Genomic DNA, 26,106 nt, shown 5'->3' with positions numbered 1-26,106 from the left:
GCGGGCAGCCCGTCCTGAGCCGGGAGCAGATCGTCCCAGCCGCCCTCGATCTGCTGGGCTCGGACGGCCCGGAAGCCCTGCGCATGCGGAAGCTCGGCGCCCGCTGAACGCCGGTGCCACGTCGATGTACCCGCACGCGTCCACCAAGGACGAGCTGATCGAGTCGGTCGTGGACGAGGCGTACGGCGAGATCGAGGCGCCCGCCGCGGCCGGATCGGCCGACTGGCGCGAGGCCGCCGGCCGCTGCCCGCGCACGGGCTGCGGATCCTCCTGACCCCTGGCCGGCCCTCGCGCTGGGCGGACTCGGCCTCACCCGGCTCGGCCCGAACGCCGTGCGGCTCTCCGAGGGGATCCTCGCGCTGTTCGAGACGGCGGGCCTCCTGGCGGAAAAAGCGGACCCGACCGTGCCAGCATCGGCGAGGCGGCGTGACCGAGGGCGGTGCCCCGGAGCGGCCGGACCGGACGCGAGTGGGTCCTGGGCCTGTGGCCGCGCAGCCCGCAGCCGAGGGGGCGGCCGGCGTGGCACGCACCGCCAACTGCGCGTGCTGTGCGGCTCGTTGGCTGCCCTGACCCCCGCGCGAGAAGCGGGACGAGGAGTTCGCGTACGGGCTTCGGCGCGTACGCGACGGCCTGGCGACGCGCATCACGGACGGCCCGGCCGCCACACAGTCGGCGGTTTCAGGGAGCCGGGCCCCTCCGCGCCAAACCTCTCTGGGTGAATTCCCGGGTTTTTCCACCCCATCGGTGGAACGCGTACCCGAACCAGCCCATGGGACCGCGCTCTTGGCCAGGCTGTACGGGTGCGGGGATGGCTGAGAGCGGGACGGCTGACGGCGCTGGCGGCGCTCGCCGTCTTCGGGCTGGCGGGCGAGGCCGCCGCCGACGACCTGGAGGCGGACGCGACGGCCGGCAACAGTTCGTTGCACGCGGTCGTCCACCACGTGCCGAGGCTGCTGCCGCCGCATCCGCCGTCGCATGTGCGCGTACGCGCGCTGGGTGGCGCGGTGCGCGCGAACGTGGACGACGACGGGGTGCGCTGCCTGGCCGTCGGGGCGGGCGTGCTCCGGGTGACCGCCCATGTGCGGCTGGGCTGCCAGGCCCAGCCTCCCCCGGCGGCAACCGCTCCGGCGGCACCCGCGCCCGCAGCCCCGGCGGCACCCGCTCCTGCCGCCCCGGCCGCTCCGCCGGCCGCGGCCCCTCCGGCGGCTCCACCCGCGGCGGCGCCCGCACCCGCAGCTCCGGCACCCGCCGCACCGGCGGCCCCTGCCGCACCCGCCGCCCCACCGGCAGCTCCTCCGGCCGCGCCCGCACCCGCCGCCCCGGCGCCGGCCGCTCCGGCACCCGCCGCTCCGGCGCCGGCCGCACCTGCCCCAGCGGCTCCCGCTCCTGCTCCAGCGGCTCCCGCCGCACCGGCCCCCGCCGCCCCAGCCGCACCGGCAGCACCCGCACCCGCAGCCCCCGCAGCCCCTCCGGCCGCCGCGGCCCCAGCCGCGCCCGCTCCGGCAGCGCCCGCCGCACCCGCCCCGGCAGCACCCGCGCCCGCACCACCAGCCCGTCCGGCAACCCCGGTCACGGCGAACCCGCCCGCCCGCTCCGCCGCATCGGCCCCCGCCGCCGCGGCACCCGCGCGGCCGGCGCCGGCCGCACCGCCCTCGCTGGTCACACCGGCATCGCCCGCCGCACCACCCCCAGCCGAGAGCCACATCCCGGCGCCGATTCCGCCGGCTCACATCCCCGTGCCGCACGTCCCCATTCCGCCGCATCACATCTACCGGAACGCGGTGGCGGCGCGGGGCAACCCCCTCGTACCGCACACTTCCGTGGTCACGCTCACCCTGTTGCTCACCACGCCCGCCGTGCTGACCGCCGCCTTGTTGCGACCCCGTTCCAGCAGCCGCCGCAACCGCTGATTCCGCATCACCGACCGCGAGACCACCGATCGCATAACCACCGATCGCGTAACCACCGACCCGCCAGGCACTCACCTCATCAGGCGCTCACACCCCCGGCCCCGCCTGACCCCGCCCTCACCGGCCCACCACCCGACCGCGAAAAGCCCCGCCAAGCCCCGCCAAACAGAGATCGAAAAGGGCGGCGCCAAAACAACAAATGCCCCGGCATATTGACAGCCGGGGCATTTCTTCGCGTATATTGATTGTTTCTATGCCATGCCGAAAACAGGGCATAGAAAAGCTTTGTAAGGCCATGATATCGGGGCGGGAGTCACAGTGTCAAACGCGTCGGCCCAGGAATTGCGCAACGAACAGGAATTCATCGACAACCTCCACACACGCCTCGCGGAACTCCGCGACGAGGCCGAAGCCGGGATGAACGCCGCCCTCGCCTCGCCGGGTGGCGGCACCTTCCAGGCACGGCTGGAGCGCGATGTGCTGGTCGCCGAGCGGTCGGGGCTGCTGGCCGCGTTCAACGCGGGGGAGAACGGTCTCTGCTTCGGCCGGCTGGCGTTCCGCGACGGCCGCGACCACCACATCGGCCGGATCGGCATCCGCCGCGACGACGCCGACCGGACACCCCTCGTCATCGACTGGCGGGCCGACGTCGCCCGGCCGTTCTACCTGGCGACGGGCCACACGCCCATGGGCCTGCGCCGCAGGCGCCACATCAGCACCGAGGGACGCCGCGTCACCGCCCTCCACGACGAGATCCTCGACCTCACCGACCCCGAGCGCACCGGCCTGGAGGGCAGCGACGCGGACGCCGTCCTCCTCGCCGCGCTGGACGCCGCCCGCACCGGGCGGATGCACGACATCGTGCAGACGATCCAGGCGGAGCAGGACCGCGTCATCCGCGCCCCGCACCGCGGCGTCATGGTGGTGGAGGGCGGCCCCGGTACGGGGAAGACGGTCGTCGCGCTGCACCGCGCCGCGTACCTGCTCTACGCCCACCGCGAGCAACTGGCCCGCCGCGCCGTGCTGATCGTCGGCCCCAACCCGGCGTTCCTCGGCTACATCGGCGAGGTGCTGCCCTCCCTCGGCGAGACCGGGGTGCTGCTCGCCACGCCCGCCGAACTGTTCCCCGGCACCACGGCCACCGGCACCGACACCCCGCGGGCGGCCGAGGTCAAGGGCGCCGCGGCGATGGCGGACGCGCTGGCCGCGTACGTCCGGGACCGGCAGACGCTGCCCGACCCGGAGATCGTGATCCCGCACGACGACGGCGACCTGGTGCTCGACGAAGCGATCGTGCGGACGGCCCGCGACCGGGCGCGCGCCACGCGGCTGCCGCACAACCTCGCGCGCCCCACCTTCGCGTTCGCCGTGATCGACGCCCTCACCGCGCAACTCGTCGACCGCATCGGGGCCGATCCCTACGGGGGCCCGAACCTCCTCGGCCCCGACGACGCCGCCCAGCTCGGCAAGGCCGTCGCCGCCGCTCCCGAAGTGCACGCGGCCATCGACGCGTTGTGGCCGGCGCTCACCCCGCACCGGCTGGTGGCGGACTTCCTCTCCGACCCCTGCCATCTGCCCCCGGCGGACGCCGACGCCATCCGGCGGGACGCCGGGCCGTGGACGCCGGCCGACGTACCGCTGCTGGACGAGGCCGCCGAGCTGCTCGGCGAGGACGACTCGGCCGCCCAAGCCGCGGCCGAGGCCGCCCGGCAGGAACGAATCGCCTACGCGCAGGGCGTGCTCGACATGTCGTACGGCTCCCGCACCCAGGAGTTCGAGGACCTGGAGGACGAGGACTCCGAGGTGCTGGCCGCGCACGACGTGGTGGACGCGGAGCGGCTCGCGGAGCGCCAGGAGGAGGCCGACCACCGCAGCGCCGCCGAACGCGCCGCGGCCGACCGCACCTGGGCGTTCGGCCACATCATCGTGGACGAGGCGCAGGAGCTGTCCCCGATGACCTGGCGGCTGCTGATGCGCCGCTGCCCGACCCGGTCCATGACCCTGGTCGGCGACCCGGCCCAGACCGCCGAACCGGGCGGCTGCGGCTCGTGGGAGGCGGCCCTCGCGCCGTACGTCGGCGACCGCTGGGAGCACGTCCGGCTGGGCGTCAACTACCGTACGCCCGCGGAGATCATGGAGGTGGCGGCGGAGGTGGTCCGAGCCTCTGGGAATCCGGGGTTCCGGCCGCCGCGTTCCGTCCGTTCCACCGGCGTACGCCCCTGGGCGCACCGGACGGACCAGCCTGCCGGGACGGTCGCGGAGGCCGTGGCGGCGACCCTCGCCGAGCATCCGGAGGGACGGCTCGCGGTGATCGCGCCCCGGGGCCTCCTCGACGCCCTGTCGTCCGCCCTCCCGGACGCCTCCGCCGGCCCGGCGCCGGACCTGACGCGACCGGTCGTCCTCCTGGATCCCCGGCAGGCCAAGGGGCTGGAGTTCGACACGGTGTTCGTGGTCGAGCCGGGCCGGATGGGGGTGAACGACCTGTACGTGGCGCTCACGCGGGCCACACAGCGGCTGGGCGTGGTGCACACGGGAGCGCTGCCGCCGGGGCTGGCGAAGGGCCTGGAGAAGGGACCGGCGAAGGGACCGTCGGAGACGCCACCGGAGGAACCGGCGAACACGAAGGAGCCATCGGCCGGCTGACACCCCCGAGGGCTTCGGCTCCGGGCGAGCCCCGGGGCCCCCGGAGTTCTCCCGGAGCCCCGGGCGTCGGTCCTACTCAACCCCCCTCCGCCGCCCGCCAGATCGTGCTCCGCAGGTCGGTTCCCCGTACCACCTGGATCCGCCACGGATCGATGCGGATGACGTGGTACCGAGGGTCGTCCGGACCGCCCCGCCAGTAGTGCACCGGGTCGTACCCGACGCCCGGCGGGCCGCCCCGGACGTAGAGGTCCCAGGCGTGCCGTCGGGACCCGTCGTCGTCGGCCCAGGTGGAGACGCTGTCGACGAAGGCCGCGTTCTGCCGGGGACTCCAATAGGCGTAGGTGGTGTGCGGGTTGCGGGCGAGGTGCGCCGTCTTGACGGGCGTCCGGTAGGCGGCGAGCCAGCCGACCGGACGCCCGTCGACGATCTCCCATACGGGAAGGAGCACGCGGGCCCGGGGACGGTTCCGCCGGTCCACGGTCACCATCGTGGCGTACCGGATCTCGCGGACGTACGCGAGGAAGGTGTCCCGGATGTCGTCGAAGGCAGCGGCGCGGGCGGTCATGGGATGACTCCTCGGTCGGGGGGACGGTGGGGGTGCGGCAGGACGGCTCAGGGGGCGACCGGCGCCCGTACCGCCCCCTCCGTACCCGCGCCCGCGTCCGTACCCGCGCCTCCGTCCACGCCCGCGCCCGCACCCGCGCCCGCCTCCACACCCCGGCCGGCGACCGCGGCCTCCGCCTTCCGGCCCCGCAGACCGAACGCCGCCACCACCGCGGCGAGGACGGCCGCGCCGAACGGCACGAGGAGCGCCGCCCGGTACCCGTCGAGCAGGGCGGCCGGGGATCCGGACGAGGGCGTGGCGGCGATGTTCACGGCCGTGGCCCCGGCGAGGCCGAGCGCCGCGCCGAACTGGAAGAAGGTGTAGAGCAGCCCACCCGCGAGCCCCTGCTCCTCCTCGTCGACGCCTTCCGTGGCGACGATGGTGAGCGGCCCGTACGCCAGCGAGAACGCCAGGCCGAGGGTGACCAGGCTCGGGAGCATCAGCGCGTACGTCCAGTCGGCGCCCACCGGCAGGAACAGGGCGTAGGCGAGCGCCGCGAGCAGCATGCCGCCGAGGATGAGCCGGGCGTTGCCGAACCGCCGGACGAGGCGCGGGGTCAGGGTGGGCGACAGGATGGCGTCGATCCCGATCACGATCATGGCGAAGCTCGTCCGGAGCGTGGACCAGCCGCGCAGTTCCTGGAGGTAGAGCACCACGAGGAACTGGAAGCCGAAGAAGCCCGCCGCGAAGAGCAGGGCGACGAGGTTGGAGCGGACCAGCGGGGCGCGGAGGATGCCGAGCCGGACGAGGGGGGACGCCGTCCGCCGCTCCACCGCGACGAAGACCGCGAGGAGCCCGAGCCCGGCGACCGCCGTCGCCGCGGTCGTGACCGCGCTGCCGTGCGCGGCGCGTTCGACGGTCAGGACGAGCAGCACGATGGCGGCGGTGGCGGTGACGGCCCCGGCCAGGTCCATGCTCTCCCCCGGCGCCCGCTCCGGGCGGGGCGAACGGGGGATGAGGACCAGGGCGGCGGCCAGCAGGACGGCGGAGACGGCGACCGGGGCGAAGAAGACCCACCGCCAGTCGGCCGCGCCCAGCAGTCCGCCGGCGACCAGGCCCAGCGAGAAGCCGCCGGCGCCGGTACCGGAGTAGATCAGCAGCGCGCGGTCGCGCTCGGCGCCCTCCGCGAAGCCGGTGGTGATGACGGACAGTCCGGCCGGGGTGATGAACGCGGCGGCGACGCCGGTGACGAAGCGCGCGGTGATCAGCATCCAGCCCTCGGTGGCGAAGCCGCCGAGCCCGGAGAAGAGCAGGAACACGGCCAGCCAGGAGATGAACATCCGCCGCCGCCCGAAGAGGTCGGCCGCCCGGCCGCCCAGCAGCATGAGGCCGCCGTAGCCGAGCACGTAGGCGCTCATCACCCACTGCAGCTCGCCGGTGGACAGGCCGAGGTCGGCCCGGATGACGGGGAGGGCCACGTTGAGCATGGCCACGTCGATGCCTTCCAGGAAGACGGCACCGCACAGGACGAGGAGGACGCCCCATTGACGCGCAGACATGTGCATTCCTCGGTGATGGGAGGGGGTTTCAGAGCTCCCACCCTCCGTCCGGCGCCCCTGGGGGAACAACGGCGAAGAACGCGACGTTCGTTCAGCCAGGCTTACCGATCAAGGTGACGGACATCCGGGGGGACACCGTGGAACGCGACGAGCTCGACTGCTTCCTCATCCTGGCCGAGGAACTGCACTTCGGCCGCACCGCCGACCGCATGCGGCTGTCCAGGGCGCGGGTCAGCCAGCTCGTCCAGCGGCTCGAACGGCGGCTGGGCGCGCCCCTGTTCGTCCGTACGAGCCGGCGCGTGGAGCTCACCGCGCTGGGCCGGCGGTTCCGCGACGACGTGGCACCGCACCACCGGGCGATCGAGGCGGCGGTCGCCCGGGCCACCGCGTCGGCGCGCGGGGTCAGCGGGGTGCTGCACGTCGGGTTCACCGGGCCGCTGGCGGGCGAGATCGCCATGAGGGCGGCCGAGACGCTGCGCGCGGCCCGCCCCGGCCTGGGGGTGGAGCTGTGCGAGGTACCGCTCTCCGACCCCTACGGGCAGCTCCGCAAGGGGGATTTCGACATCCAGTTGCAGGAGTTCCCGGTACGCGAGGACGACCTGGGCGGGAGCCCGGTGCTGTTCACGGAGGCCCGGGTGCTCGCGGTGGCCGACGGGCATCCGCTGGCGGCGCGGACGGCCGTCTCCCTGGAGGACCTCGCGGACGTCGAACTCCTGACGATCGCCGGGCCGTTGCCCGACTACCTGCTGGAGTACCACGTCCCGGCGCGGACCCCCGGCGGCCGCGCGATCGGCCGGGGCCCCGGGGTCACCAACCTGCAGGAGGCGCTGATGCTCGTCGCGGGCGGCAAGGGGGCCCTGCTGACGGCGGCGCACACGGCGACGTACTACGCCCGGCCGGGCGTCGTGTACCTGCCGTTCGAGGACGCGGCGCCCGTGGACTACGGGCTGGTGTGGCGCGCCGGGGACACCACCGGCGCGGTGCACGCCTTCGCCCGCACCGCCCGCGAGGTGGCGCGGGCGGTGCGGGCGACGGCGGGAGCCGAGCAGGACGTACGCGCCGAGTAGGGCGTACGTCCTGTCGCGCGGGCCTACTTGCCAAGGAACGCCAGGATCCGCTTGTTGACCTCCTCCGGGGCCTCCACCATCGGGAAGTGGCCGACGCCCTGCAGCAGCGCGCCGTCCGACCCCTCGGGGAGCGCGGCCACGATGTCGGCCAGGATCTCCTCGTCGACGACCGGGTCCTCACTGCCGTGCAGGTAGAGGGTCGGCTGCGTGGGGAGCTTCGAGAGCAGGTGCCCCATCTCCCACTCGTCGGTGCCGAACTTGTCCGACGGGAAGTTCTGCCGGTAGAGCCCCAGGCCCATCCGGAGGTTGGCGGGGTCGCGCAGGGCGTCCTTGCCGGCCTGCCGGTCCTCGGTCGCGTCGAAGCCCGTGTTGCCGCTCCAGTGCTCCCACAGCCAGTCGATGTAGCCGAAGTCGTTCACGGGAATGATCTGGTCGGCCACGCCCATCTGGATGAAGTAGAAGTGGCTGTTCTTGTGGATCTGCTCGGGCACCGCGGCCCGGCGAGCGTAGAACTGCACCGGCGGGACGTCGGCCACGATGACCTTCGACCAGCGCTCGGGCGCGAGCGACGCGGCGCCCCAGGTGGTGAACCCGCCCCAGTCGTGACCGACGATGATCGCGTCGCCGTCGCCGCCCAGTGCCTCGTGCAGCGCGTTCGCGTCCGCGACCAGGTCCTTCATCAGCATGCTGCCGTCCGCCGGCACCTGGCTCGGCGCGAAGCCCCTCATGTACGGGGCGACGACCCGGTACCCGGCCTCGGCGAGGACCGGCATCAGGTGCCGGAACGTCACCGGGGTCTCCGGGAACCCGTGCAGGAGCAGGGCGAGCGGGCCCTCGCCCTGCTCGACGTAGGCGAGCTCGACGCCGTTCACGGTGATGCGCTTGGTTTCCACGTACTTCCCCCACATAAATCGCTTGGGCACGCCCGCTGTAACGAACGTTCTATCCAGACAGGAGTCACAGTAGCACCACTGGAACGATCGCTCTAGCGGGCGCTCGGCCCTTCCCCGCGCTCAGCCCTTCCCCCGGCTCCCCGCCCACCGCAGCAGCCGGACGTACGGACTCCAGCGCGCCGGCCGCGCCGGCCCTGACCAGGGGTACGTCCGCGGGTGTGGATCCGGCCCCGCGCGCGGGTACCGAACAGGCGGGTACCGAACAGGCACGAGGCGGATACCGGGTGGCACCGAGCGGCACCGGGTGGCACCGGCTGGATCGCCTGCCGAAGCGAAGGAGCCACCGTGCGGATCAACGAGGCCGTCGCCCTGGTGACCGGCGCCAATCGCGGTATCGGGCGCGCTCTGGTCACCGAGTTCCTCTCCCGCGGCGCCGCCCGCGTGCACGCCGCCGCGCGCGACCCCCGGACGCTGGAACCGCTGGTCGCCGAGGCCCCGGACCGGATCGTCCCGCTGACCCTGGACATCACCGACCCGGCCGCCGTCACGGCCGCCGCCGAGGCCGCGCCCGACGTGACGCTCCTGGTCAACAACGCGGGACGGCACGGCATGGGCCACCTGCTGGAGATGGACCTGACCGACGTCGAGGCGGTCATGCGGACGAACTGGCTGGGCACCCTGCACGTCCTGCGCGCCTTCGCGCCCGTCGTGGAACGCAACGGCGGCGGCGCCGTCGCCAACATCGTCAGCGTCGGCGCCTTCGCCGGGACCCCCGCGATGGGCGCCTACCCCGCGTCCAAGGCCGCGCTCGCCCTGCTGACCCAGGCCGTCCGGGTGGACCTCGCCCCGCGCGGGATCACCGTGCACGCCGTCTTCCCCGGTCCCGTCGAGACGGACATGCTGCGCTACGCCACCGGCCACCTGAAGAGCCTGGGCGACGTCCCCACGGCGTCGGCCGCCGACGCGGCCCGCGCCATCGCCGACGGCGTCGAGGCCGGCGACGAGGAGATCTTCCCCGACCCGTTCGCCCGGCAGGTCCAGGAGTGCCTCCGGACCGACCCCAAGGGCGTGGAGCGGTTGCTCCTGTCCAGGGACTGAGCGGCCCGGGCGGTGCCGCACGGCGCCCGCGCATGCGAAGCACGCGCCCCCGAGAGACCATCGGTCCCATGGAGCACACCCTCCGGCTCGCCCAGCAGGAGGACGCCGACGCGCTGCTCTCCCGCAGCCCGCTCGCCGCCCTGGTCGGGATGCTGCTCGACCAGCAGATCCCGATGGAGTGGGCCTTCACCGGCCCGTACACCCTCGCCCGGCGGCTCGGCCGCGACGACCTCGACGCGCACGAGATCGCCGTGTACGACCCGGAGGCGTTCGTCGAGCTCTGCGCCGCCAAACCGGCCGTCCACCGCTATCCGGCCGCCATGGCCGAGCGGATCCAGCGGCTCTGCCGCCACCTCGCCGAGCGGTACGACGGCGACGCCGCCGCCGTCTGGCGGGACGTGCCCACCGGTCCCGAACTGCTGCGCCGCCTCACCGACCTGCCGGGTTTCGGCCGGCAGAAGGCACAGATCTTCCTCGCCCTGCTGGGCAAGCGGCTCGGGGTGCGGCCCGACGGCTGGCGGGAGGCCGCGGGCCCGTACGGCGAGGAGGGGAGCCACCGGTCGGTGGCGGACATCACCGGCCCCGACTCCCTGCGCGAGGTCCGCGCCTTCAAGCAGGCGGCCAAGCAGAAGGCGAAACAGGAGCGGGAGCGGGAGAGGGAACAGGGGACGGGACGGGGAAGGACGGCGGCGCCGGAGCGCTGAACCGGCCACGGCTTCCGGTATGCGGCCGATTGTCGCCTTCCGACTCCCGTGCCATGGCTGCGCTCGGCACCACCGGCCCGGTAGGCTTTCCGTGTGATCTTCAAGCGCATCGGAAACGGTCGGCCGTACCCCGACCACGGCCGGGAAAGCACCCGCCAGTGGGCGGACGTCGCCCCGCGCCCGGTACGCCTTGACCAGCTGGTGACCACCAAGCAGCAGCTCGACCTGGAAACGCTGCTCGCGGAGGACTCGACCTTCTACGGCGACCTCTTCGCCCACGTCGTGAAGTGGCAGGGCGACCTCTACCTGGAGGACGGCCTGCACCGCGCCGTGCGCGCCGCGCTCCAGCAGCGCCAAGTGCTGCACGCCCGCGTGCTCGAACTGGACTGACGCCCCGAAAGCGTCGCGCGCCGGTCGCGCGCCGGTCCGGTCATCGCTCCGGTAGGGGCCATCCGCCCCTCCGGCCCCTTCGTTCACGGCCGTTTCCGGCCGTTATTGGCCCTTTTGGGTTGGGGTCGGCGCAACCGTTGATCATCTAGTAGGCACCGGCCCCCGCCCGCACTACGCTGCGCCCATGAGCATGCTCACCCCTCCTGGCATGGGCGGCAAGTACCGCATCACGGGCCGTCGGTTCCCGCATATGCGCCGGCCGAGGAATCCGCGGAGGGTCGTGCTCGCCGCGGTCGCCGCGGTGGCCGTCCTGGGGCTGGGCGGCTGGGGGACGATCCAGCTCGTCGACGTCTTCTCGGGCGGCGGGAGCGGCTCCCCGCAGGCGGCCCGGAAGAGCGCCGACTGCGGCCGGGACGGGCACGGCGACACGACGGACGCCAGGGCCGCCGGCCGGTCGGCGCCGCGCGAACTGCCCCGCCCCGGCGACATCACCGTCAACGTCTACAACGCCACCCCGCGCAGCGGCCTGGCCAAGACGACCGCGGACGAACTGAAGGCGCGCGGCTTCCGCATCGGCAAGGTCGGCAACGCCCCCGCGCCCTACGACAAGAACGTCGAGGGGACGGCGCTGCTGCTGGGCTCGCCCGACGACGCCGACGGCGCGATGCGCGTCCTGCAGGAGCAGGTCGGCGAGGCGACGGTGAAGAGCGACGTCCGCAAGGGCACGGACATCGACCTGATCATCGGCGCCGGCTTCAAGGAGCTCAGGCCCGCCCCGGACGCGAGCCGGGCACCCGCCGCGCCCCACCCGGCCCCGTCGTCCCCGGCGCCCTCGAAGAGCGCGGCGAAGTGCTGAGCGCGGGCTGACGAAGCGCGGGTCGCTGGTCGCGGCGCGGGGTGAGGCGCCGACGTCCGGCGGCCCCCGGCCCCCGTTCCGCCTGTCCGCCCGTCTGGTCAGCCGGTCAGCCGGTCGCCAATGGCCGGTCAGCCGGTAGCCGGCAACCGGTCACCCGGCACATCGGACGGCCGGCGAACCGCACGGCCGCCGAACCGAACAGCCGCCGAACCGAACGGCGCCGCTCAGCCGGCCGTCCCGTACATCCGGTCGCCCGCGTCCCCGAGGCCCGGCACGATGTAGCCGTCCTCATTGAGGCGCTCGTCCACGGAGGCGGTGACGACGGTCACCGGCGTGCCGGCGAGCTCACGTTCCATCACCTCGACGCCCTCGGGGGCGGCCAGCAGGCAGATGGCGGTGACGTCGTCGGCGCCCCGCGCGATCAGCTCACGGATCGCCGCGACCAGCGTGCCGCCGGTGGCCAGCATCGGGTCGAGCACGTACACCTGGCGGCCCGAGAGGTCGTCCGGCATCCGCGTCGCGTACGTCTCCGCCTTGAGGGTCTCCTCGTTGCGGATCATGCCCAGGAAGCCGACCTCGGCCGTGGGCAGCAGCCGGACCATGCCGTCGAGCATGCCCAGGCCGGCCCGGAGGATCGGCACCACCAGCGGGCGCGGGTGGGACAGCTTGACGCCGGTGGTCGCGGTGACCGGCGACTCGATGTCGACCTGTTCGGTCCGCACGTCCCGCGTGGCCTCGTAGGCGAGCAGGGTGACCAGCTCGTCGGCGAGCCGCCGGAACGTGGGGGAGTCGGTGCGCTTGTCGCGCAGCGTGGTGAGTTTGTGCGCCACCAGCGGGTGGTCGACGACGTGGATCCGCATGACATCGACATTATCCGAGCTTTCGGACACCGGCTCCCGGCCCCACGGTGGCATCACACCACCGCCAAGGGGGAAAGTGGGCACGTACGCCCGGCCTGCTCCGCCGGGCGAGACCCTCGGCACGAGGTGGTGCTGCGCATGGCCGAGCGTGACGAAAGCGGAACCGGAGCCCGCAAGGGCCCCCGAAGCCAGGCGGAAAGCCCGGAGGAACCGGCCGTTTCGGGGAAACGGGCCCGGGAGCGCTCCCGCGAGCGTCCGCGGGAACCGGACACCCCCCTGGACGACGACGCGGAGCGGCGGCGCCGGCGCGCCCAGTTCCTCCGTGAGCTGAACGAGGCCCGGGAGCTCCGCGACCGGGTGCAGCCGCGCCGCGCGCGGGCGGCGAGAATGCGCCAGCAGATGCGCATGCGGACGTTCAGATGGTGAGCGGACGGCGAGCGGCTGATGGGCGGATGCCGAGCCGAGCGGGCGGCGGCGGCCGCCGTCCCGGTGACGGCCGTCACGCCGCCGCCCTTTCCCGGGGTTTCCCGGAAGGCGCTCCGGGGCGACCCTCGAACACACCCCGGATGGCCGCCCGGGACGTCCCCGGAGGGCCGCGCGGCCCGGAACGCCCCCGGAAAGTCCCGCGAATCTCTCGGACTACTGCACGACGCAGCGCGGAAGACCTCTCGCAACGGCCAGGTTTCTGCCACGATTCCGAGTGGGCGGGGTGCTGTCCCCGTCCGGCCCGGCACCGCCTATGACCAGTGGGAGAGTCACGGTGTACTTCGCCGCATTGCTCGCGCGCTCCGACGACGGGTGGGAAGCGAGCGACACAGACCTCGACAACGTGGAAACCCTGTCCGACCTCGTCGACCTGGCCCGTGAGACCTCGATCGCCGATGACACGGTCCTGGTGCTGATCGAACAGGAGGACGCCTGGTTCGGCATCGTCCGGGTGGACGGAGAGGACGACCCGCGGATCTTCCTCTCCGACAGCGTGCTCGCCAAGCGGAGTTCCTACGGCTCCATGCTCGTCGACGAGATCGTCGGCCGTGACGACAGCGACGCCGACGATCTCGACACCCTCGACCTCGACGGCACCGAGGACGGCGAGCCGGAGCCCGCGGAGGACGAGGCCGAGGCCGCGGACGCCGCCACGGCGGCGGTGCCGAGCGGCCCGCTGGGCGACCCCCGGCTGCTGGAGGACGTCGGTATCGGCGAACGGGAGCTTCTCGCCCTGAACGGGGACGCCCTCGGCGAGATCGCGGACGTCCTCGGCTGCACCGACGTCCTGGAGGCCGTCCGCTGACGGCCGCCGGGGCGCGGGCCGGCGGACCTCGCCCACACTGGTGCCATGAACGACGCCGCCCCCGGTCGCCCGCCCGGTCCCGACCCCGTCCGCGATCCCTGGCTCCCCGCCATGCGGGCCGCCCTGGAGGAGGCCGCGCGGGCCCCCGGGACGGGTGACGTCCCGGTCGGGGCCGTCGTCCTGGCCCCGGACGGCACGGTCATCGGCCGCGGCCGCAACGAGCGCGAGGCCACCGGCGACCCCACCGGCCACGCGGAGGTGCTCGCCGTCCGCGAGGCCGCCCGCGCCGTCGGCGAATGGCGGCTGACCGGCTGCACCCTCGTCGTCACCCTGGAACCGTGCACGATGTGCGCCGGCGCCATCGTCCTCTCCCGGCTCGACCGCGTCGTCTACGGCGCCGCCGACGCGAAGGCGGGCGCGGCGGGCTCCCTCTGGGACGTGGTCCGCGACCGCCGGCTCAACCACCGCCCCGAGGTCATCACCGGCGTCCTCGCCGACGAGTGCGCCGCCCTCCTGACCGACTTCTTCCGCACCCGCTGACCACCTCCCCCACCCCTCCCCGGATACCGATTTCGGCCCACGGCCACTCGTCCGCTAAGCTCTCTCTCGGTAGCGTGTCCGAGCGGCCTAAGGAGCACGCCTCGAAAGCGTGTGAGGGGGCAACTCCTCCGTGGGTTCAAATCCCACCGCTACCGCTCTTCAGACGAGGGGCCCGACCTGATGCAGGTCGGGCCCCTCGTCGTGCTCCGTCTCGGTTTCCGCTACGCCGGGACGGTTCCGTCGCGCGGGCCGCACGGCAGTTCGCCCTCGGCGGGGGCTGTGGGCGTCGCGACCGGTGCCACGGTTGCGCCCGAAGGGCCGGAGGTTTCCGGGGCGGTGGCGGCGGTCGCGCCCGTAGGCCCGCGCCCGGCCGTCCGGCCCGGTGGCGCGGCGGAGGAGCCCGGTGGCGCGGTGGACGAGCCCGGGGGCGCGGCGGAGGAGCCCGGGGGCGCGTCGAGCCAGTGGAAGGCCGGTTCCAGTCGCACGATGCGGATCACTTTGGACACTCGCGGGCCGCCCCGCACCACCCGGAGCCGGCCGCCGCCGCGGGCCACCCGGTTGCGGGCGCGGAGCAGCAGGCGGAGGCCGCTCGCGTCCAGGAAGGTCACACCGCGCAGGTCGATGACGAGGTCGGCGCGGTGGCGGCCGGCCAGGGCCTCCAGTCGGGGGCCGAGCTGCTGCTCGGCCAGGATGTCGATCTCTCCGGACAGTTCAATGGTGACCGCTCCCCCCGCCACACGCTCCCGCATGGTGAAGGCGAGCTCGTACCCGCCCATGCGAACCTCACCGTTCTCCCTCGCTCAGATACCGCAGCACACCGGATCCCGTTTCCACGCGACAGCACCGGGACGGCCGCTCCGGCGAGCCGGTGAGCGCCTCGGGCCGTGTGCCTTTCTGGTGCCCCGACGCCGGGCCCTTCTCACCTCAACTGACCCAGAGTTCATCCGTGTTGGAAAATTCGGCGGTATCGCCGGGAGGGTTGTACGGATTCGGGCGGCGGAATCGCCGGAATTGCACATACCTGGCCGGGAGTGCCCGTCGGGAGCAGGCGGAGAGGCCCTCACGCCGGACGAGAACCGGACGAGAACCGGACGAGAACCGGAGGAGACCGGACGAGAAGGAGAGAAGGCGAGGAGAAGGCGGAAGGAGAAGGCGGGGGGAAGCGGCATCGGGGGGACAAGCCGCTTCCCCCCATGAGGACACGGACCCCGAGTACGGGCCGCAGTCAGGGGGAAGCTCGCGGCCCGGACCCCGCAGAGGGGTTCCATGTCCCAGGCCCGCCGGATTCCTGCCAGATCCGGCGGGCACTCCCCCATCCTCCGCTCCGGAAATCGGCGGACGGGTGGGCGAAGGACCCCCTTCGCCGGGGCTTAAGTCCTTAAAGGTGGTGTGAACGGTCGCCACCGCAAGGGGTGCCAGGCGACGGCCGCCCGGGAAATGCCCCGGCAATCCGCACCCAAGCGACTCCTCCCGGCTTCGCGCATCTGTGCGGATAGACTCTCGCAAGCGCTACGGGGGACTTCGACGAGAAGAAGGCGGACGGGGAGGCGACAACGGCATGGCGCAGGCCAAGAAGATCACGTTCTGGGTGCTCGCCGTTTTCATCGGCTACACGATCATCCATTCCCCGGCCAGGGCCGCGGAGCTCGTCCAGATAGGCTTCGAGGGGATCTCGGACGCCGCCAAGAGCATCGGCGAGTTCATGACCGAGCTGATCAAGTGAGCCCCCGCCGGCCGGAGCCCACGAGCGCCACGGGCCCTGGCGCCACAGGTCCCGCATCCCCCTTCGTGCACCCCGTCGTCCGGAAGGCGGCCATCCGATGATCCGTCACCTCGTCCTGTTCAAGCTCAACGAGGGCGTCGAGCGCGACGACCCCCGCGTCGTCGCCGGCGTCCAGGCGTTCGAGAAGCTGGGCGGGGAGATCCCCGAGCTCCGCTTCTGGGAGTGCGGCTGGAACGTCTCCGAACGCCCGATCGCGTACGACTACGCGATCAACTCCGCCGTCGAGGACCCCGACGCGCTCCAGCGCTACCTCGACCACCCGGCCCACCAGGCGGGTGTCGGCCTGTGGCGGGAGTTCGCCACGTGGGTGATCGCCGACTATCCGTTCTGAGCCCCGATCCCTGCCGGAGCCCCGGCGCGGGCCCCTCGCCACCACGGCGAGGGGCCTTTTTCGCGTGGTCAACACGGCATTATGCGGTGCTTGCACACAGTGGACATGTCTTGTGATGCTATGACCGCTTTTGACGGATGAGTTGACCTGGAGCTGACCGCGAAGGGGTGGTGTGACCGTGCCGGCCCGTACAGCGTCAGAGGAGACGTCGGCGTCAGAAGAGAACCCCCCGCCGCCGCGGGAGGCCCAGCGGGAGATCCCGCGGGAGACCCGCCGGGAAGCCCGGCAGGAAGCGCAGCAGGAGACCCGGCAGGAACCCCCGCGGGAGCCGCAGACGCGGGAGAGCCGGGGCGCGGACGCCCGGGCGCTGACGCAGGTGCTCTTCAAGAAGTTCGCCACCCTGGAGCCCGGCACGCCGGAGCACGCCCGCGTGCGCGCCGCCCTCATCGAAGCCAACCTCCCCCTCGTGCGGTACGCCGCGGCGCGTTTTCGCAGCCGCAACGAGCCCATGGAGGACGTCGTCCAGGTCGGCACCATCGGTCTCATCAACGCCATCGACCGCTTCGACCCCGACCGCGGGGTGCAGTTCCCGACGTTCGCGATGCCCACCGTAGTCGGCGAGATCAAGCGGTACTTCCGCGACAACGTGCGGACCGTGCACGTACCGCGCCGGCTGCACGAGCTGTGGGTGCAGGTCAACGGCGCCACCGAGGACCTGACCGTGCTGCACGGCCGGTCGCCGACCACCGCCGAGATCGCCGAGCGCCTCAGGATCGGCGAGGACGAGGTGCTCGCCTGCATCGAGGCCGGCCGCTCGTACCACGCCACCTCGCTGGAGGCCGCCCAGGAGGGCGACGGGCTGCCCGGTCTGCTGGACCGGATCGGGTACGAGGACCCCGCGCTGGCCGGGGTCGAGCACCGCGATCTGGTGCGCCACCTGCTCGTCCAGCTGCCGGAGCGCGAGCAGCGCATCCTGCTGCTGCGCTACTACAGCAATCTGACGCAGTCGCAGATCAGCGCGGAGCTGGGGGTGTCGCAGATGCATGTGTCGCGGCTGCTCTCACGGAGCTTCGCCCGGCTGCGATCCGCAAACCGTATCGATGCCTAACCCTTGTGGGTGACACCCGCTCCGGACTCCCTGGCAGATATGTCGACTTGACGCTACAGCGCGTTGCCGACATGTGACATTCTGCTGGAACTGCGTTTGCCACAGCGCAGCCTCCGGTATTCAGGTGGGGGCTGCACCCTCGGCCGAATCCGCGGCCGGGGGTGTGCTGTGATCCGTCCGCGACCTCAAGGGGGTGGCATGTCCGTAGACCTGGGCAGCGCGAAGGTGCTCACCAACGACGCACCGCACGCCGTGCTCGACGACTGCGAAGCCATCGACACCCGCACCCTCTCCCGCTCCCTGTTCCTGCGGCTGGCGGCCCTGGACCGGGACAGCGCCGAGCGTACGTACGTCCGTGACACCCTCATCGAGCTCAACCTCCCCCTGGTGCGCTACGCGGCGGCGCGGTTCCGGAGCCGCAACGAGCCGATGGAAGACATCGTCCAGGTCGGCACCATCGGACTGATCAAGGCCATCGACCGGTTCGACTGCGAACGCGGGGTGGAGTTCCCGACGTTCGCGATGCCCACGGTCGTCGGCGAGATCAAACGCTTCTTCCGGGACACCAGTTGGTCCGTGCGGGTGCCGAGGCGCCTGCAGGAGCTGCGGCTCGCCCTGACCAAGGCAAGCGACGAGCTCGCGCAGAAGCTCGACCGCTCCCCGACCGTGCCCGAGCTGGCCCTGTGCCTGGGCGTCTCCGAGGAGGACGTGGTCGACGGGCTGGCGGTGGGCAACGCCTACACGGCCAGCTCGCTGGACTCCCCCTCGCCGGAGGACGACGGCGGCGAGGGCTCGCTCGCCGACCGGCTGGGCTACGAGGACACGGCGCTGGAGGGCGTCGAGTACCGGGAGTCGCTGAAGCCGCTGCTGGCCAAGCTGCCCCCGCGCGAGCGCCAGATCATCATGCTCCGCTTCTTCGCCAACATGACGCAGTCGCAGATCGGCGAGGAGGTCGGCATCTCGCAGATGCACGTCTCCCGGCTGCTCACCCGGACGCTCTCCCAGCTCCGCGAGGGCCTCATCTCCGACTGAGCCGCCCCGACCCGCTACTCGTCCACCCACCGGGACCGGCCGAGCAGCACCTCACAGCAGGCAGGACGGACCACCGGTCGACCGACCCCCGGTACGGCAGCGGCGGGCCGCGACACGCAGGTCGCGGCGGGGGCCGCCGGGCCGTCCGGCTGGTACGCGGCGCCTCCGGCGCCGGCACACCCGGCCCGCCGCCCCACCCATGGACGGCCGCGGGACCGACCCCTCACCCGCCCGGCGGACATCCCGCCCCCGGGGAGGCAGCCGCCGTGTGCGCGCACGCCCAGGGTGGTGTGCGCGAAGAGCCGCCGAGCGAGTCGAGAGAGCCGCGTCCCGGCTCAGCCGAGCGCGAGCCAGGCGACCGCCGCCACGACCGCCAGCACGGCCACGACGCCCAGGATCACACCCACTCGGGGACCGGACGAGGACGAGCGCCCATGGCTCGCCGGAGCGGCCGCGCGCGGCCCGGGAGCGCCCTCGTCGACGAAGGCGCGGAACATCTGAGTGCTGCCCGCGGGGTCGTAGTTGCCCTCGGGACGCTGCTGATGGGGGTTGGCCATGGACCAGGACCCTAGCGAAGCCCGGCCCGCCCCCGCGCGCGGGGCACCGCTCCCACTCCTGTGCCTGGTGGGCAGCTCTGCCGCTCCCGGCCACCCGACGGCGCCGCGCTCCGTCACGTCCCCGTCACTCATCATTTGATCGTTGAACTTGACCCCTCCTTTACTCCTCTTTACCGCTTTTCGTTTGCCTTCAGCAACCAACAACCTCTATGGTTGCCCTAAGCAACTTAAAAACGGGAGGATCCGTTGGCCGCGCACGAGCAGTACCAGGAGCTCGCCCAGCAGCTCAGCGCCATCGGCGTCATCAAGCGCGGCCTCGCCCGGGTCCTTCCCCCCGACTGCCCGCCCACCTCGGTCATCGTGCTCACCCTGCTCAAGCGGTACGGCGAGATGCGGATGAGCAAGCTCGCGGAGCTGCTGGTCGTCGACATGTCGGTGACCAGCCGCCATGTGGCGTACGCCGCGGAACGGGGCTGGCTCGACCGGCAGCCGGACCGGCTGGACAAGCGCTCCCGGCTGCTGCGCCTCACCCCCAGCGGCGAGGCGCTGCTGGACGACGTCAGCGCCCGCTACACCGAGGCCCTGGCGCACTGCCTGGGTGACTGGAGCGACGCGGAGATCACGCAGATCGTCGGTCTGCTCGCCCGGCTGCGGGAGAGCTTCGGCGAGTGCCACCGGCCCGTCGCCCCCGGCGGCGCCTCCCCGGCGCACGACCTCGCGGCCTGCCCGTCGGCCCGTACACCCCACTGACCGCCCGACAGCATCACGAAAAGGAAGTCCATGGCCAAGACCACACCGCCAGGTGTGCGGGACAGCCACACCGATCACGCACCGTCCGACGCGCCCGGCATCGACATGACGCACAGTCAGATCATGCGTGCGCTGTCCGGGCTGCTGCTCGGCATGTTCGTGGCGATCCTGTCGTCGACGATCGTCTCCAACGCGCTGCCGAAGATCATGCACGATCTGCACGGCAGCCAGTCCGCCTACACCTGGACCGTCACCGCCGCGCTGCTCGCGATGACCGCGTCGACGCCGCTGTGGGGCAAGCTCTCCGACCTCTTCAGCAAGAAGCTGCTGGTCCAGGCCGCGCTGGTGGTCTACGTCGCCGGTTCCGTGGTGGCCGGTCTGTCGCAGAACACGAGCATGCTCATCGCCTGCCGTGTCGTCCAGGGCATCGGCGTCGGCGGTCTGTCGGCCCTCGCCCAGATCGTCATGGCCGCGATGATCTCGCCGCGTGAGCGCGGCCGGTACAGCGGCTACCTGGGCGCCACCTTCGCCGTCGCCACCGTCGGCGGTCCGCTGCTCGGCGGCGTGATCACCGACACCAGCTGGCTCGGCTGGCGCTGGTGCTTCTACGTCGGTGTGCCGTTCGCGGTCCTCGCCCTGATCGTGCTCCAGCGCACCCTGCACCTCCCGGTCGTCAAGCGGCAGGTGAAGGTGGACTGGCTCGGCGCGTTCTTCATATCCGCCGCCGCCACGCTGCTGCTGGTCTGGGTGACCCTGGCCGGCAAGAACTACGACTGGCTGTCCTGGCAGACCGCCGTCATGGTCGGCGGTTCGGTCGCGCTCGGCGCGATCTTCATCCTGGTGGAGTCCAAGGCCGCCGAGCCGATCATCCCGCTGCGGCTGTTCCGCAACAAGACGATCGCCCTCGCCTCGGCCTCCAGCCTCTTCGTCGGTGTGGCGATGTTCGCCGGCACCGTCTTCCTCTCGCAGTACTTCCAGCTCGCCCGTGGCGAGACGCCGACCATGTCCGGCGTCATGACCATCCCGCTGATCGCCGGTCTGTTCATCTCCTCGACCGTCTCCGGTCAGATCATCACCAAGACCGGTCGCTGGAAGGCATGGCTGGTCTCCGGTGGCGTCCTGCTCACCGCCGGCCTGGGCCTGCTGGGCAGCATCCGCTACGACACCCCGTACTGGCAGCTCGCCTGCTACATGGCGCTCATGGGCCTCGGTATGGGCATGATGATGCAGAACCTGGTGCTCGCCGCGCAGAACCAGGTCGCGCCCAAGGACCTCGGCGCCGCCAGCTCCGTCGTCACGTTCTTCCGCTCCCTCGGCGGCGCGGTCGGCGTCTCGGCGCTGGGCGCGGTCATGGCCAACCGGGTCACGGACTACGTCAAGGACGGTCTGATCGCCCTCGGCCCGAAGGGCGCGGCCATCGCCAAGCAGGGCGGTGGCGGCGGCGGGATCCCGGACGTCAAGCACCTGCCCGAGCCGCTGCGTTCGATCATGGAGAGCGCCTACGGGCACGGCGTCGGCGACGTCTTCACCTACGCCGCCCCGACCGCGCTGATCGCCTTCCTGCTGACCCTGTTCATCAAGGAAGTGGCCCTCAAGGGCCGGCCCGGCGCGCCGGCGGACTCCTCCGCCCCGGCGAAGGACGCCGAGCCCGCGAAGGCGGTCTGAGGCCCGCGCCTCACAGACTCCGGCCGGACGTCCACGAGCGGGGACGACCGGCCGGCGGCCCGGGGCCGAACGGCATGAGAAGACCCCGGGCGAACGGCCCCGGAAGCGGTGCGCACACAAGGCAGGGGACGGCCTGCGCACGGCTTCCGGGGCCGAGTGCTTTCCGCCGGCGGGTGGCGCGACGCCCCCGTCCGTCAACGCGACGCCCCCGTCCGCGAAGGAGATGTCCTTCGCGGACGGGGGCGTCCGTCGTATTCGGGGCCGTGGCGTTTGCCCCCGGGAGGCTACGCCTCCTCGTCCCGCAAGCGGTCCCGCATCACCTCGATGCCCGCGATCACCGTGTCCAGCCCGACGGTGAAGTCGCGCTCCCACAGGTCCTCGAGCGGCTCCTCGCGCAACCGCTGCGCCATCGCCATGCTCTCGCTGTACCGCTCCGCGAAGTCAGGGCTCTCGGTCAGCGAGTCCGAGACCTCCTTGAGGTACTCCTGCTGGTCGAGGCCCGCGTCCCGGCAGCGCTCCTCGTAGAGCGTCTGGACGGTGGCGAAGCCGTAGACGAACTGGAACAGCGCGCCCAGCGAACCCGAGATCCGGCTCGGCTCGGCGCCGCTGCGCCGCAGCACCCTCAGGGTGGCGTCGCTGAACCGCATCGACCGGGGGCCGATGTTGAGGTACTGGCCGACCAGCCGGGCCACCCACGGGTGCCGGACGAGCATCCCCCGGTACTCGTGGGCGAGCTGCCGCAGCTGGTCGCGCCAGTCGGCGTCCTCGGCGTCCGGGTCGGGGAGCGCCATCTCGCCGCTCACCTCGTCCAGGACCAGTTCGAGGAGGTCGTCCTTGTTGTCGACGTACCAGTAGACCGACATGGCGGTCACCCCGAGCTCGGCGGCCAGGCGGCGCATCGAGAACTTGGTCAGCCCCTCGGCGTCGAGCAGGCGGATGGCGGCGGCGATGATCCGCTCGCGGTCCAGCGAGCCCGGCTGCTCCCGGGACCGGTCCGCGGACGCCCTGCGCCGCGGGGCGGGTTTCCCTTCGGCCAGCCAGATGCTGGTCCTCGGGTTCCCCGCGCGATTGCCGCCGGCCATGCGTTCCCTTTCCACCGCTTCGCTGCTCCGTCCTGATGCTAGGCCCTGCCGGTCGCGCCGTCCGCGTCGGCGGGGTCGTCCGCTTCGTGAGCACCGACAGTCCGGGCGGCGCCGTCGGCTTCACTCTCAGCCACCCGCAGCCGCCGGAGCCGCCGCGGCGTCGGCCCGCTCGGCCCTGCGCAGCAGGAAGGCCGCCACGATGCCGCCCGCCAGCACGGCCGCCGCGCCGACGAGCTGGCCCGCCTGCACACCGGACGCGAACGCGTCCTGCACCTCGGAGCGCTGGGCGGCCGTCCGGGCCTTGCCCAGGGCCTCCGGCAGCGAGCCGGCCCCGGCGGCGACGGCCGGGAGCAGCGCGGCGAAGCGGGAGTTGAGCACCGCGCCGAGGACGGCGACGCCGAGCCCGTTGCCGAACTCCTGGAGCGTGCCGTTGACGCCCGCGCCGACCCCGGCCTTCTCCGGCGGGATGGCCGACATGATCGCGGTGGCCATGGCGGGGGAGGCCAGGGCGATGCCGACGCCCATTAGGAGCAGGCCGGCGAGCATCCCGCCGTACCCGTGGTCGCCGGTCCAGGCGATCACGGCCAGGCCGGCGGCCAGCAGCGTCATACCGCCGGCGATGGTGAGCGGGCCGCCGAGCTTCGTCATCAGCCGGGCGCCGACGCCCGTGAGGTTGAGGACGACGATCATCAGGGCCAGCGGCGTCATCCGCAGCCCGGTCTCCAGCGGCCCGTAGTGCAGCACCAGTTGCAGGTGCGAGGTGAGCAGGAAGAACGATCCGCCCATGCCGAGCGCCACCAGGATCCCGCCCATGACGGCCGCGACGAAGCGGCGGTTGCGGAAGAAGTGCATGTCGAGCATGGGGTACGGGATGCGCAGCTCCCAGAGGACGAACGCGGCCATGATCAGGACACCGGCACCGCCGGGGAGCAGCACCCGGCCGGACGTCCAGCCGTGCTCGGGGCCGGAGATGATCGCGAAGACGATGCCGGTCATGCCGAGGGTGGAGAGCAGGGCACCGAGGAGGTCGGGGCGGTCGCCGGCCGGGTTCTTCGACTCGGGCACCAGCTTGACCACGGCGACCAGGCCGATGACCGCCACCGGGATGTTGACCAGGAAGATCGAGCCCCACCAGAAGTGGTCGAGCAGGGTGCCGCCGATCAGCGGCCCGCAGGCGAAGCCCAGCGAGCCCACCGCGCCCCAGACGCCGATCGCCTTGGTGCGCTCCTCGTCGTCGAAGACCTGGACGACGACGGCGAGCGTGGTGGTCATCAACAGCGCGCCGCCGACGCCCATGCCGGCCCGCGCGGCGATCAACTGGCCGGTGGTCTCCGACAGTCCGGCGCCGAGCGAGCCCAGGCCGAACAGCGCGAGCCCGGTGGCCAGCATCTTCTTCCGCCCGTAGCGGTCGGCGAGGTTGCCTGCGGTGAGCAGCAGACCGGACTGCACCAGCGAGTACGCGTTGAGCATCCACTGGATGTCGGCGGTCGCGGCGCCCATCTCCGTGGTGAGCGACGGGATCGCCACATTGAGGACGGTGTTGTCGAGCAGCACGGTGAGCTGCGCGAGGCATATGACGCCCAGGATCACCCAGCGAGTGGGGTGACGGACGGGGTGCGGTGCTTCCGCAGGGGGTGACGAGACAGGGGTGGACGCCGCCATGGCGGGCTCCTTGCAGGGCAGGCCGACGTGATCGGTCTACACCGTACAAGAGAGGGCTCTACGGTGTACAGGGAATTTGCCGTACACCGTAGAAGCATCGTAGAAGCAGCCGCCAGTGGGGAGCGAGCAGCGTGAGGGCAGCCCCTCCGGCCGCCGTCAGGACGCCGGCTTCAGGACGTACCCCATGCCGCGTCGGGTGTGGATCATCGGCGGCCGGCCGGCGTCGATCTTCTTGCGCAGATAGGAGATATAGAGCTCGACGACGTTGCCCCGGTCTCCCGGGCCGAAGGAGTGCGCCCACACCCGGTCCAGCAGCAGCGTCTTGCTGAGCACCCGGCCGGGCTCCCGCATCAGCTGGCGCAGCAGCGCGCACTCCGTCGCCGTCAGCGGGATCGCCGTGCCGCCGCGGATCGCCTCCCGGTTCGCCTCGTCCAGGACCAGATCGCCTACGGCAAGGTACGGCCGGGCACTTGGGGCTCCGAGGGCGGGGCGGGGGCGTGCTTCCGTCGATGCGATGGTCATGCCCATGAGGGTGCGCCGGGCCCCTGAGAGCCGCCTTTCGGCTGTCTGGGAAACGTCTGAGAATCCGCGCTACGAGGGGAGGAGAGAGTGTCGTCGGCCGTGGTCATCCAGCGGCCGGCGCACCGCCGTCGCCGTCCGGTCCCGGGAGGCCGAGGAGCCGCGCCGCGTTGTCGTGGCACACCCCGCGCAGCCAGTCCCGGGAGGCCGAGGAGCCGCGCCGCGTTGTCGTGGCACACCCCGCGCAGCCAGTCCTCGTCCTGCCCGAGCCGGGTGAGGGCGGCCAGGGCGTGCCCGTACCCGTAGGGGATGTTGGGGAAATCGCTGCCGAACAGGATCCGGTCCCCCAGCGCCGCCAGCCGCGGGCGCTCCTCGACCGGGAACGGCGCCACGTCCTCGATGAAGTCGGTGAAGGCCATGGTCGTGTCGAGGTGCACGCCCGGGTACCGCTCGGCCAGATCGAGGAAGGCGCCGTACTCCGGGACGCCCATGTGGGCCACGACCAGCTGCAGCCCCGGATGCCGGGCCAGCACCCGCCCGACGGGCCCCGGTCCGGTGAACGGCCCCGGCACCGGACCCGAACCGCAGTGCGTCACCACCGGCGCGCCCGCCTCGGCCAGCAGCCCCCACACCCCGTCCAGCAGGGGGTCGCAGGGGTCGTACGCGCCCACTTGGAGGTGCGCCTTGAAGATCCGGGCGCCGGCGTCGAGCGCCGCCCGGACCGACCGGACGGCTCCCGGCTCGGGGAAGAAGGTGGCGGTGTGCAGGCAGTCCGGCGTCCGGGCCGCGAAGTCCGCCGCCCAGGCGTTGAGCCAGTCCGCCATGCCCGGCTTGTGCGGGTAGATCATCGACGTGAAGGCGCGCACCCCGAAGGCGCGCAGGGTACGCACCCGGTCGTCCTCCGCGTCCCGGTAAGTGATCGGCCACGGGCGGCCGATCCGTTCCCCGGCCGCGTCGAAGTAGGACCAGACCTTGGTGAGGACGCGCTCGGGCATGAAGTGGGCGTGCACGTCGATCAGACCCGGCAGACCGAGGGCGCGCCAGAAGGAGGTGATCTCGTCGTCTCGCACGGAACGGAGCTCCCTTCGGCGCGTCCGGGGCCGGGCCCGGGTACGGGAACGCCGAAGGCCCGGTACCTGAGTACCGGGCCTTCGGATCGAGTAGCGGGGACAGGATTTGAACCTGCGACCTCTGGGTTATGAGCCCAGCGAGCTACCGAGCTGCTCCACCCCGCGACGGTCGGGAGACCGGGTCCAACACTG

General features: G+C 72.6%; 23 protein-coding genes, 2 tRNA genes and 3 pseudogenes. 17 read left to right on the top strand and 11 right to left on the bottom strand.

The window, feature by feature from the left end:
* The first annotated feature begins 124 nt into the window (after positions 1-124).
* Positions 125-274, top strand: coding sequence for a hypothetical protein (locus tag J7W19_RS17040; protein WP_004939513.1), 150 nt, complete (start codon positions 125-127; stop codon positions 272-274).
* 1,978 nt (positions 275-2,252) lie between these two features.
* Positions 2,253-4,553 carry a HelD family protein gene (locus J7W19_RS17035; RefSeq protein WP_004943165.1) on the top strand — a complete coding sequence of 767 codons (2,301 nt, stop codon included), beginning with the start codon at positions 2,253-2,255 and terminating at the stop codon, positions 4,551-4,553.
* A 76-nt stretch (positions 4,554-4,629) separates the two neighbouring features.
* Here the strand turns inward: J7W19_RS17035 and J7W19_RS17030 are convergent, their stop codons facing one another.
* Together J7W19_RS17030 and J7W19_RS17025 are read right to left on the bottom strand one after the other, a co-directional pair.
* Positions 4,630-5,118 (bottom strand): pyridoxamine 5'-phosphate oxidase family protein, encoded by a 489-nt coding sequence (locus tag J7W19_RS17030; protein ID WP_004943161.1) that lies wholly within the window; start codon positions 5,116-5,118, stop codon positions 4,630-4,632.
* A 47-nt stretch (positions 5,119-5,165) separates the two neighbouring features.
* Complete coding sequence (locus J7W19_RS17025) at positions 5,166-6,656, bottom strand: MFS transporter (RefSeq protein ID WP_004943158.1); 1,491 nt, start codon at positions 6,654-6,656, stop codon at positions 5,166-5,168.
* A 137-nt stretch (positions 6,657-6,793) separates the two neighbouring features.
* On the opposite strand from J7W19_RS17025, the gene J7W19_RS17020 reads away from it, so the two are divergent.
* Entirely contained in the window at positions 6,794-7,723 is a 930-nt protein-coding gene (locus J7W19_RS17020; protein ID WP_051072562.1) for a LysR family transcriptional regulator, read from the top strand.
* 23 nt (positions 7,724-7,746) lie between these two features.
* Here the strand turns inward: J7W19_RS17020 and J7W19_RS17015 are convergent, their stop codons facing one another.
* On the bottom strand, positions 7,747-8,616 hold the full coding sequence (locus J7W19_RS17015) for an alpha/beta fold hydrolase (RefSeq protein WP_004943154.1): 870 nt from the start codon (positions 8,614-8,616) through the stop codon (positions 7,747-7,749).
* Positions 8,617-8,961: 345 nt separating this feature from the next.
* On the opposite strand from J7W19_RS17015, the gene J7W19_RS17010 reads away from it, so the two are divergent.
* From J7W19_RS17010 to J7W19_RS16995, 4 genes are all read left to right on the top strand, one after another.
* Positions 8,962-9,714, top strand: coding sequence for an SDR family NAD(P)-dependent oxidoreductase (locus J7W19_RS17010; RefSeq protein WP_004943152.1), 753 nt, complete (start codon positions 8,962-8,964; stop codon positions 9,712-9,714).
* Between the two features lie 68 nt (positions 9,715-9,782).
* Entirely contained in the window at positions 9,783-10,418 is a 636-nt protein-coding gene (locus J7W19_RS17005; RefSeq protein ID WP_004943148.1) for an HhH-GPD-type base excision DNA repair protein, read from the top strand.
* Positions 10,419-10,511: 93 nt separating this feature from the next.
* On the top strand, positions 10,512-10,808 hold the full coding sequence (locus tag J7W19_RS17000) for a type II toxin-antitoxin system VapB family antitoxin (protein WP_004943146.1): 297 nt from the start codon (positions 10,512-10,514) through the stop codon (positions 10,806-10,808).
* Between the two features lie 184 nt (positions 10,809-10,992).
* The gene (locus J7W19_RS16995; protein WP_040889312.1) at positions 10,993-11,664 is read left to right on the top strand and encodes a LytR C-terminal domain-containing protein; all 672 of its coding nucleotides are present in this window, start codon (positions 10,993-10,995) and stop codon (positions 11,662-11,664) included.
* A gap of 224 nt (positions 11,665-11,888) precedes the next feature.
* Here J7W19_RS16995 and upp read toward each other — a convergent pair whose 3' ends face one another.
* Entirely contained in the window at positions 11,889-12,524 is a 636-nt protein-coding gene (upp, locus tag J7W19_RS16990; protein WP_004943140.1) for a uracil phosphoribosyltransferase, read from the bottom strand.
* Between the two features lie 138 nt (positions 12,525-12,662).
* On the opposite strand from upp, the gene J7W19_RS16985 reads away from it, so the two are divergent.
* The 4 genes from J7W19_RS16985 (at position 12,663) to J7W19_RS16970 (ending at position 14,510) form a co-directional block, all read left to right on the top strand.
* Entirely contained in the window at positions 12,663-12,950 is a 288-nt protein-coding gene (locus tag J7W19_RS16985; protein WP_004943138.1) for a hypothetical protein, read from the top strand.
* Between the two features lie 334 nt (positions 12,951-13,284).
* Entirely contained in the window at positions 13,285-13,815 is a 531-nt protein-coding gene (locus J7W19_RS16980) for a tRNA adenosine deaminase-associated protein (RefSeq protein ID WP_004943137.1), read from the top strand.
* A 45-nt stretch (positions 13,816-13,860) separates the two neighbouring features.
* Entirely contained in the window at positions 13,861-14,355 is a 495-nt protein-coding gene (gene tadA, locus J7W19_RS16975; protein WP_004943135.1) for a tRNA adenosine(34) deaminase TadA, read from the top strand.
* 68 nt (positions 14,356-14,423) lie between these two features.
* A tRNA-Ser gene (locus J7W19_RS16970) sits at positions 14,424-14,510 on the top strand.
* A gap of 66 nt (positions 14,511-14,576) precedes the next feature.
* Here the strand turns inward: J7W19_RS16970 and J7W19_RS16965 are convergent.
* Positions 14,577-15,131 (bottom strand): STAS domain-containing protein, encoded by a 555-nt coding sequence (locus J7W19_RS16965; RefSeq protein WP_004943133.1) that lies wholly within the window; start codon positions 15,129-15,131, stop codon positions 14,577-14,579.
* A 782-nt stretch (positions 15,132-15,913) separates the two neighbouring features.
* Here J7W19_RS16965 and J7W19_RS16960 point away from each other — a divergent pair.
* The 4 genes from J7W19_RS16960 (at position 15,914) to J7W19_RS16945 (ending at position 18,609) form a co-directional block, all read left to right on the top strand.
* Complete coding sequence (locus tag J7W19_RS16960; RefSeq protein WP_004943131.1) at positions 15,914-16,078, top strand: hypothetical protein; 165 nt, start codon at positions 15,914-15,916, stop codon at positions 16,076-16,078.
* A gap of 97 nt (positions 16,079-16,175) precedes the next feature.
* A complete protein-coding gene (locus J7W19_RS16955; protein ID WP_004943129.1) occupies positions 16,176-16,469 on the top strand; it encodes a Dabb family protein in 294 nt (97 codons plus the stop codon).
* A 172-nt stretch (positions 16,470-16,641) separates the two neighbouring features.
* The gene (locus J7W19_RS16950; RefSeq protein ID WP_004943127.1) at positions 16,642-17,577 is read left to right on the top strand and encodes an RNA polymerase sigma factor SigF; all 936 of its coding nucleotides are present in this window, start codon (positions 16,642-16,644) and stop codon (positions 17,575-17,577) included.
* 198 nt (positions 17,578-17,775) lie between these two features.
* Positions 17,776-18,609, top strand: a complete 834-nt coding sequence (locus J7W19_RS16945; RefSeq protein WP_004943124.1) for an RNA polymerase sigma factor SigF — start codon at positions 17,776-17,778, stop codon at positions 18,607-18,609.
* A gap of 335 nt (positions 18,610-18,944) precedes the next feature.
* Here J7W19_RS16945 and J7W19_RS16940 read toward each other — a convergent pair whose 3' ends face one another.
* Complete coding sequence (locus tag J7W19_RS16940; RefSeq protein ID WP_040889336.1) at positions 18,945-19,166, bottom strand: hypothetical protein; 222 nt, start codon at positions 19,164-19,166, stop codon at positions 18,945-18,947.
* 246 nt (positions 19,167-19,412) lie between these two features.
* Between J7W19_RS16940 and J7W19_RS16935 the strand changes: the two genes are divergently transcribed.
* Positions 19,413-19,916 carry a MarR family winged helix-turn-helix transcriptional regulator gene (locus J7W19_RS16935; protein WP_004943121.1) on the top strand — a complete coding sequence of 168 codons (504 nt, stop codon included), beginning with the start codon at positions 19,413-19,415 and terminating at the stop codon, positions 19,914-19,916.
* A gap of 105 nt (positions 19,917-20,021) precedes the next feature.
* Positions 20,022-21,560: pseudogene (locus J7W19_RS16930) on the top strand (MDR family MFS transporter); the annotation flags it as partial.
* Positions 21,561-21,865: 305 nt separating this feature from the next.
* On the opposite strand, the gene J7W19_RS16925 reads toward J7W19_RS16930, so the two are convergent.
* The 5 genes and pseudogenes from J7W19_RS16925 to J7W19_RS16905 form a co-directional block, all read right to left on the bottom strand.
* Positions 21,866-22,663, bottom strand: coding sequence for a TetR/AcrR family transcriptional regulator (locus J7W19_RS16925; protein ID WP_004943117.1), 798 nt, complete (start codon positions 22,661-22,663; stop codon positions 21,866-21,868).
* A 126-nt stretch (positions 22,664-22,789) separates the two neighbouring features.
* Positions 22,790-24,325 carry an MFS transporter gene (locus tag J7W19_RS16920; RefSeq protein ID WP_040889309.1) on the bottom strand — a complete coding sequence of 512 codons (1,536 nt, stop codon included), beginning with the start codon at positions 24,323-24,325 and terminating at the stop codon, positions 22,790-22,792.
* 156 nt (positions 24,326-24,481) lie between these two features.
* Positions 24,482-24,781: pseudogene (locus J7W19_RS16915) on the bottom strand (winged helix-turn-helix domain-containing protein); the annotation flags it as partial.
* A 263-nt stretch (positions 24,782-25,044) separates the two neighbouring features.
* Positions 25,045-25,914 (bottom strand): annotated as a pseudogene (locus J7W19_RS16910) (amidohydrolase family protein); the annotation flags it as partial.
* A 91-nt stretch (positions 25,915-26,005) separates the two neighbouring features.
* Positions 26,006-26,079, bottom strand: a tRNA-Met gene (locus J7W19_RS16905).
* Between the last annotated feature and the right edge of the window lie 27 nt (positions 26,080-26,106).

The organism is Streptomyces mobaraensis NBRC 13819 = DSM 40847, assembly GCF_017916255.1.
Lineage (GTDB): Bacteria > Actinomycetota > Actinomycetes > Streptomycetales > Streptomycetaceae > Streptomyces > Streptomyces mobaraensis.
The sequence above is the reverse complement of the archived record's forward strand: the minus strand, read 5'-3'. Positions and strand labels throughout refer to the sequence as shown.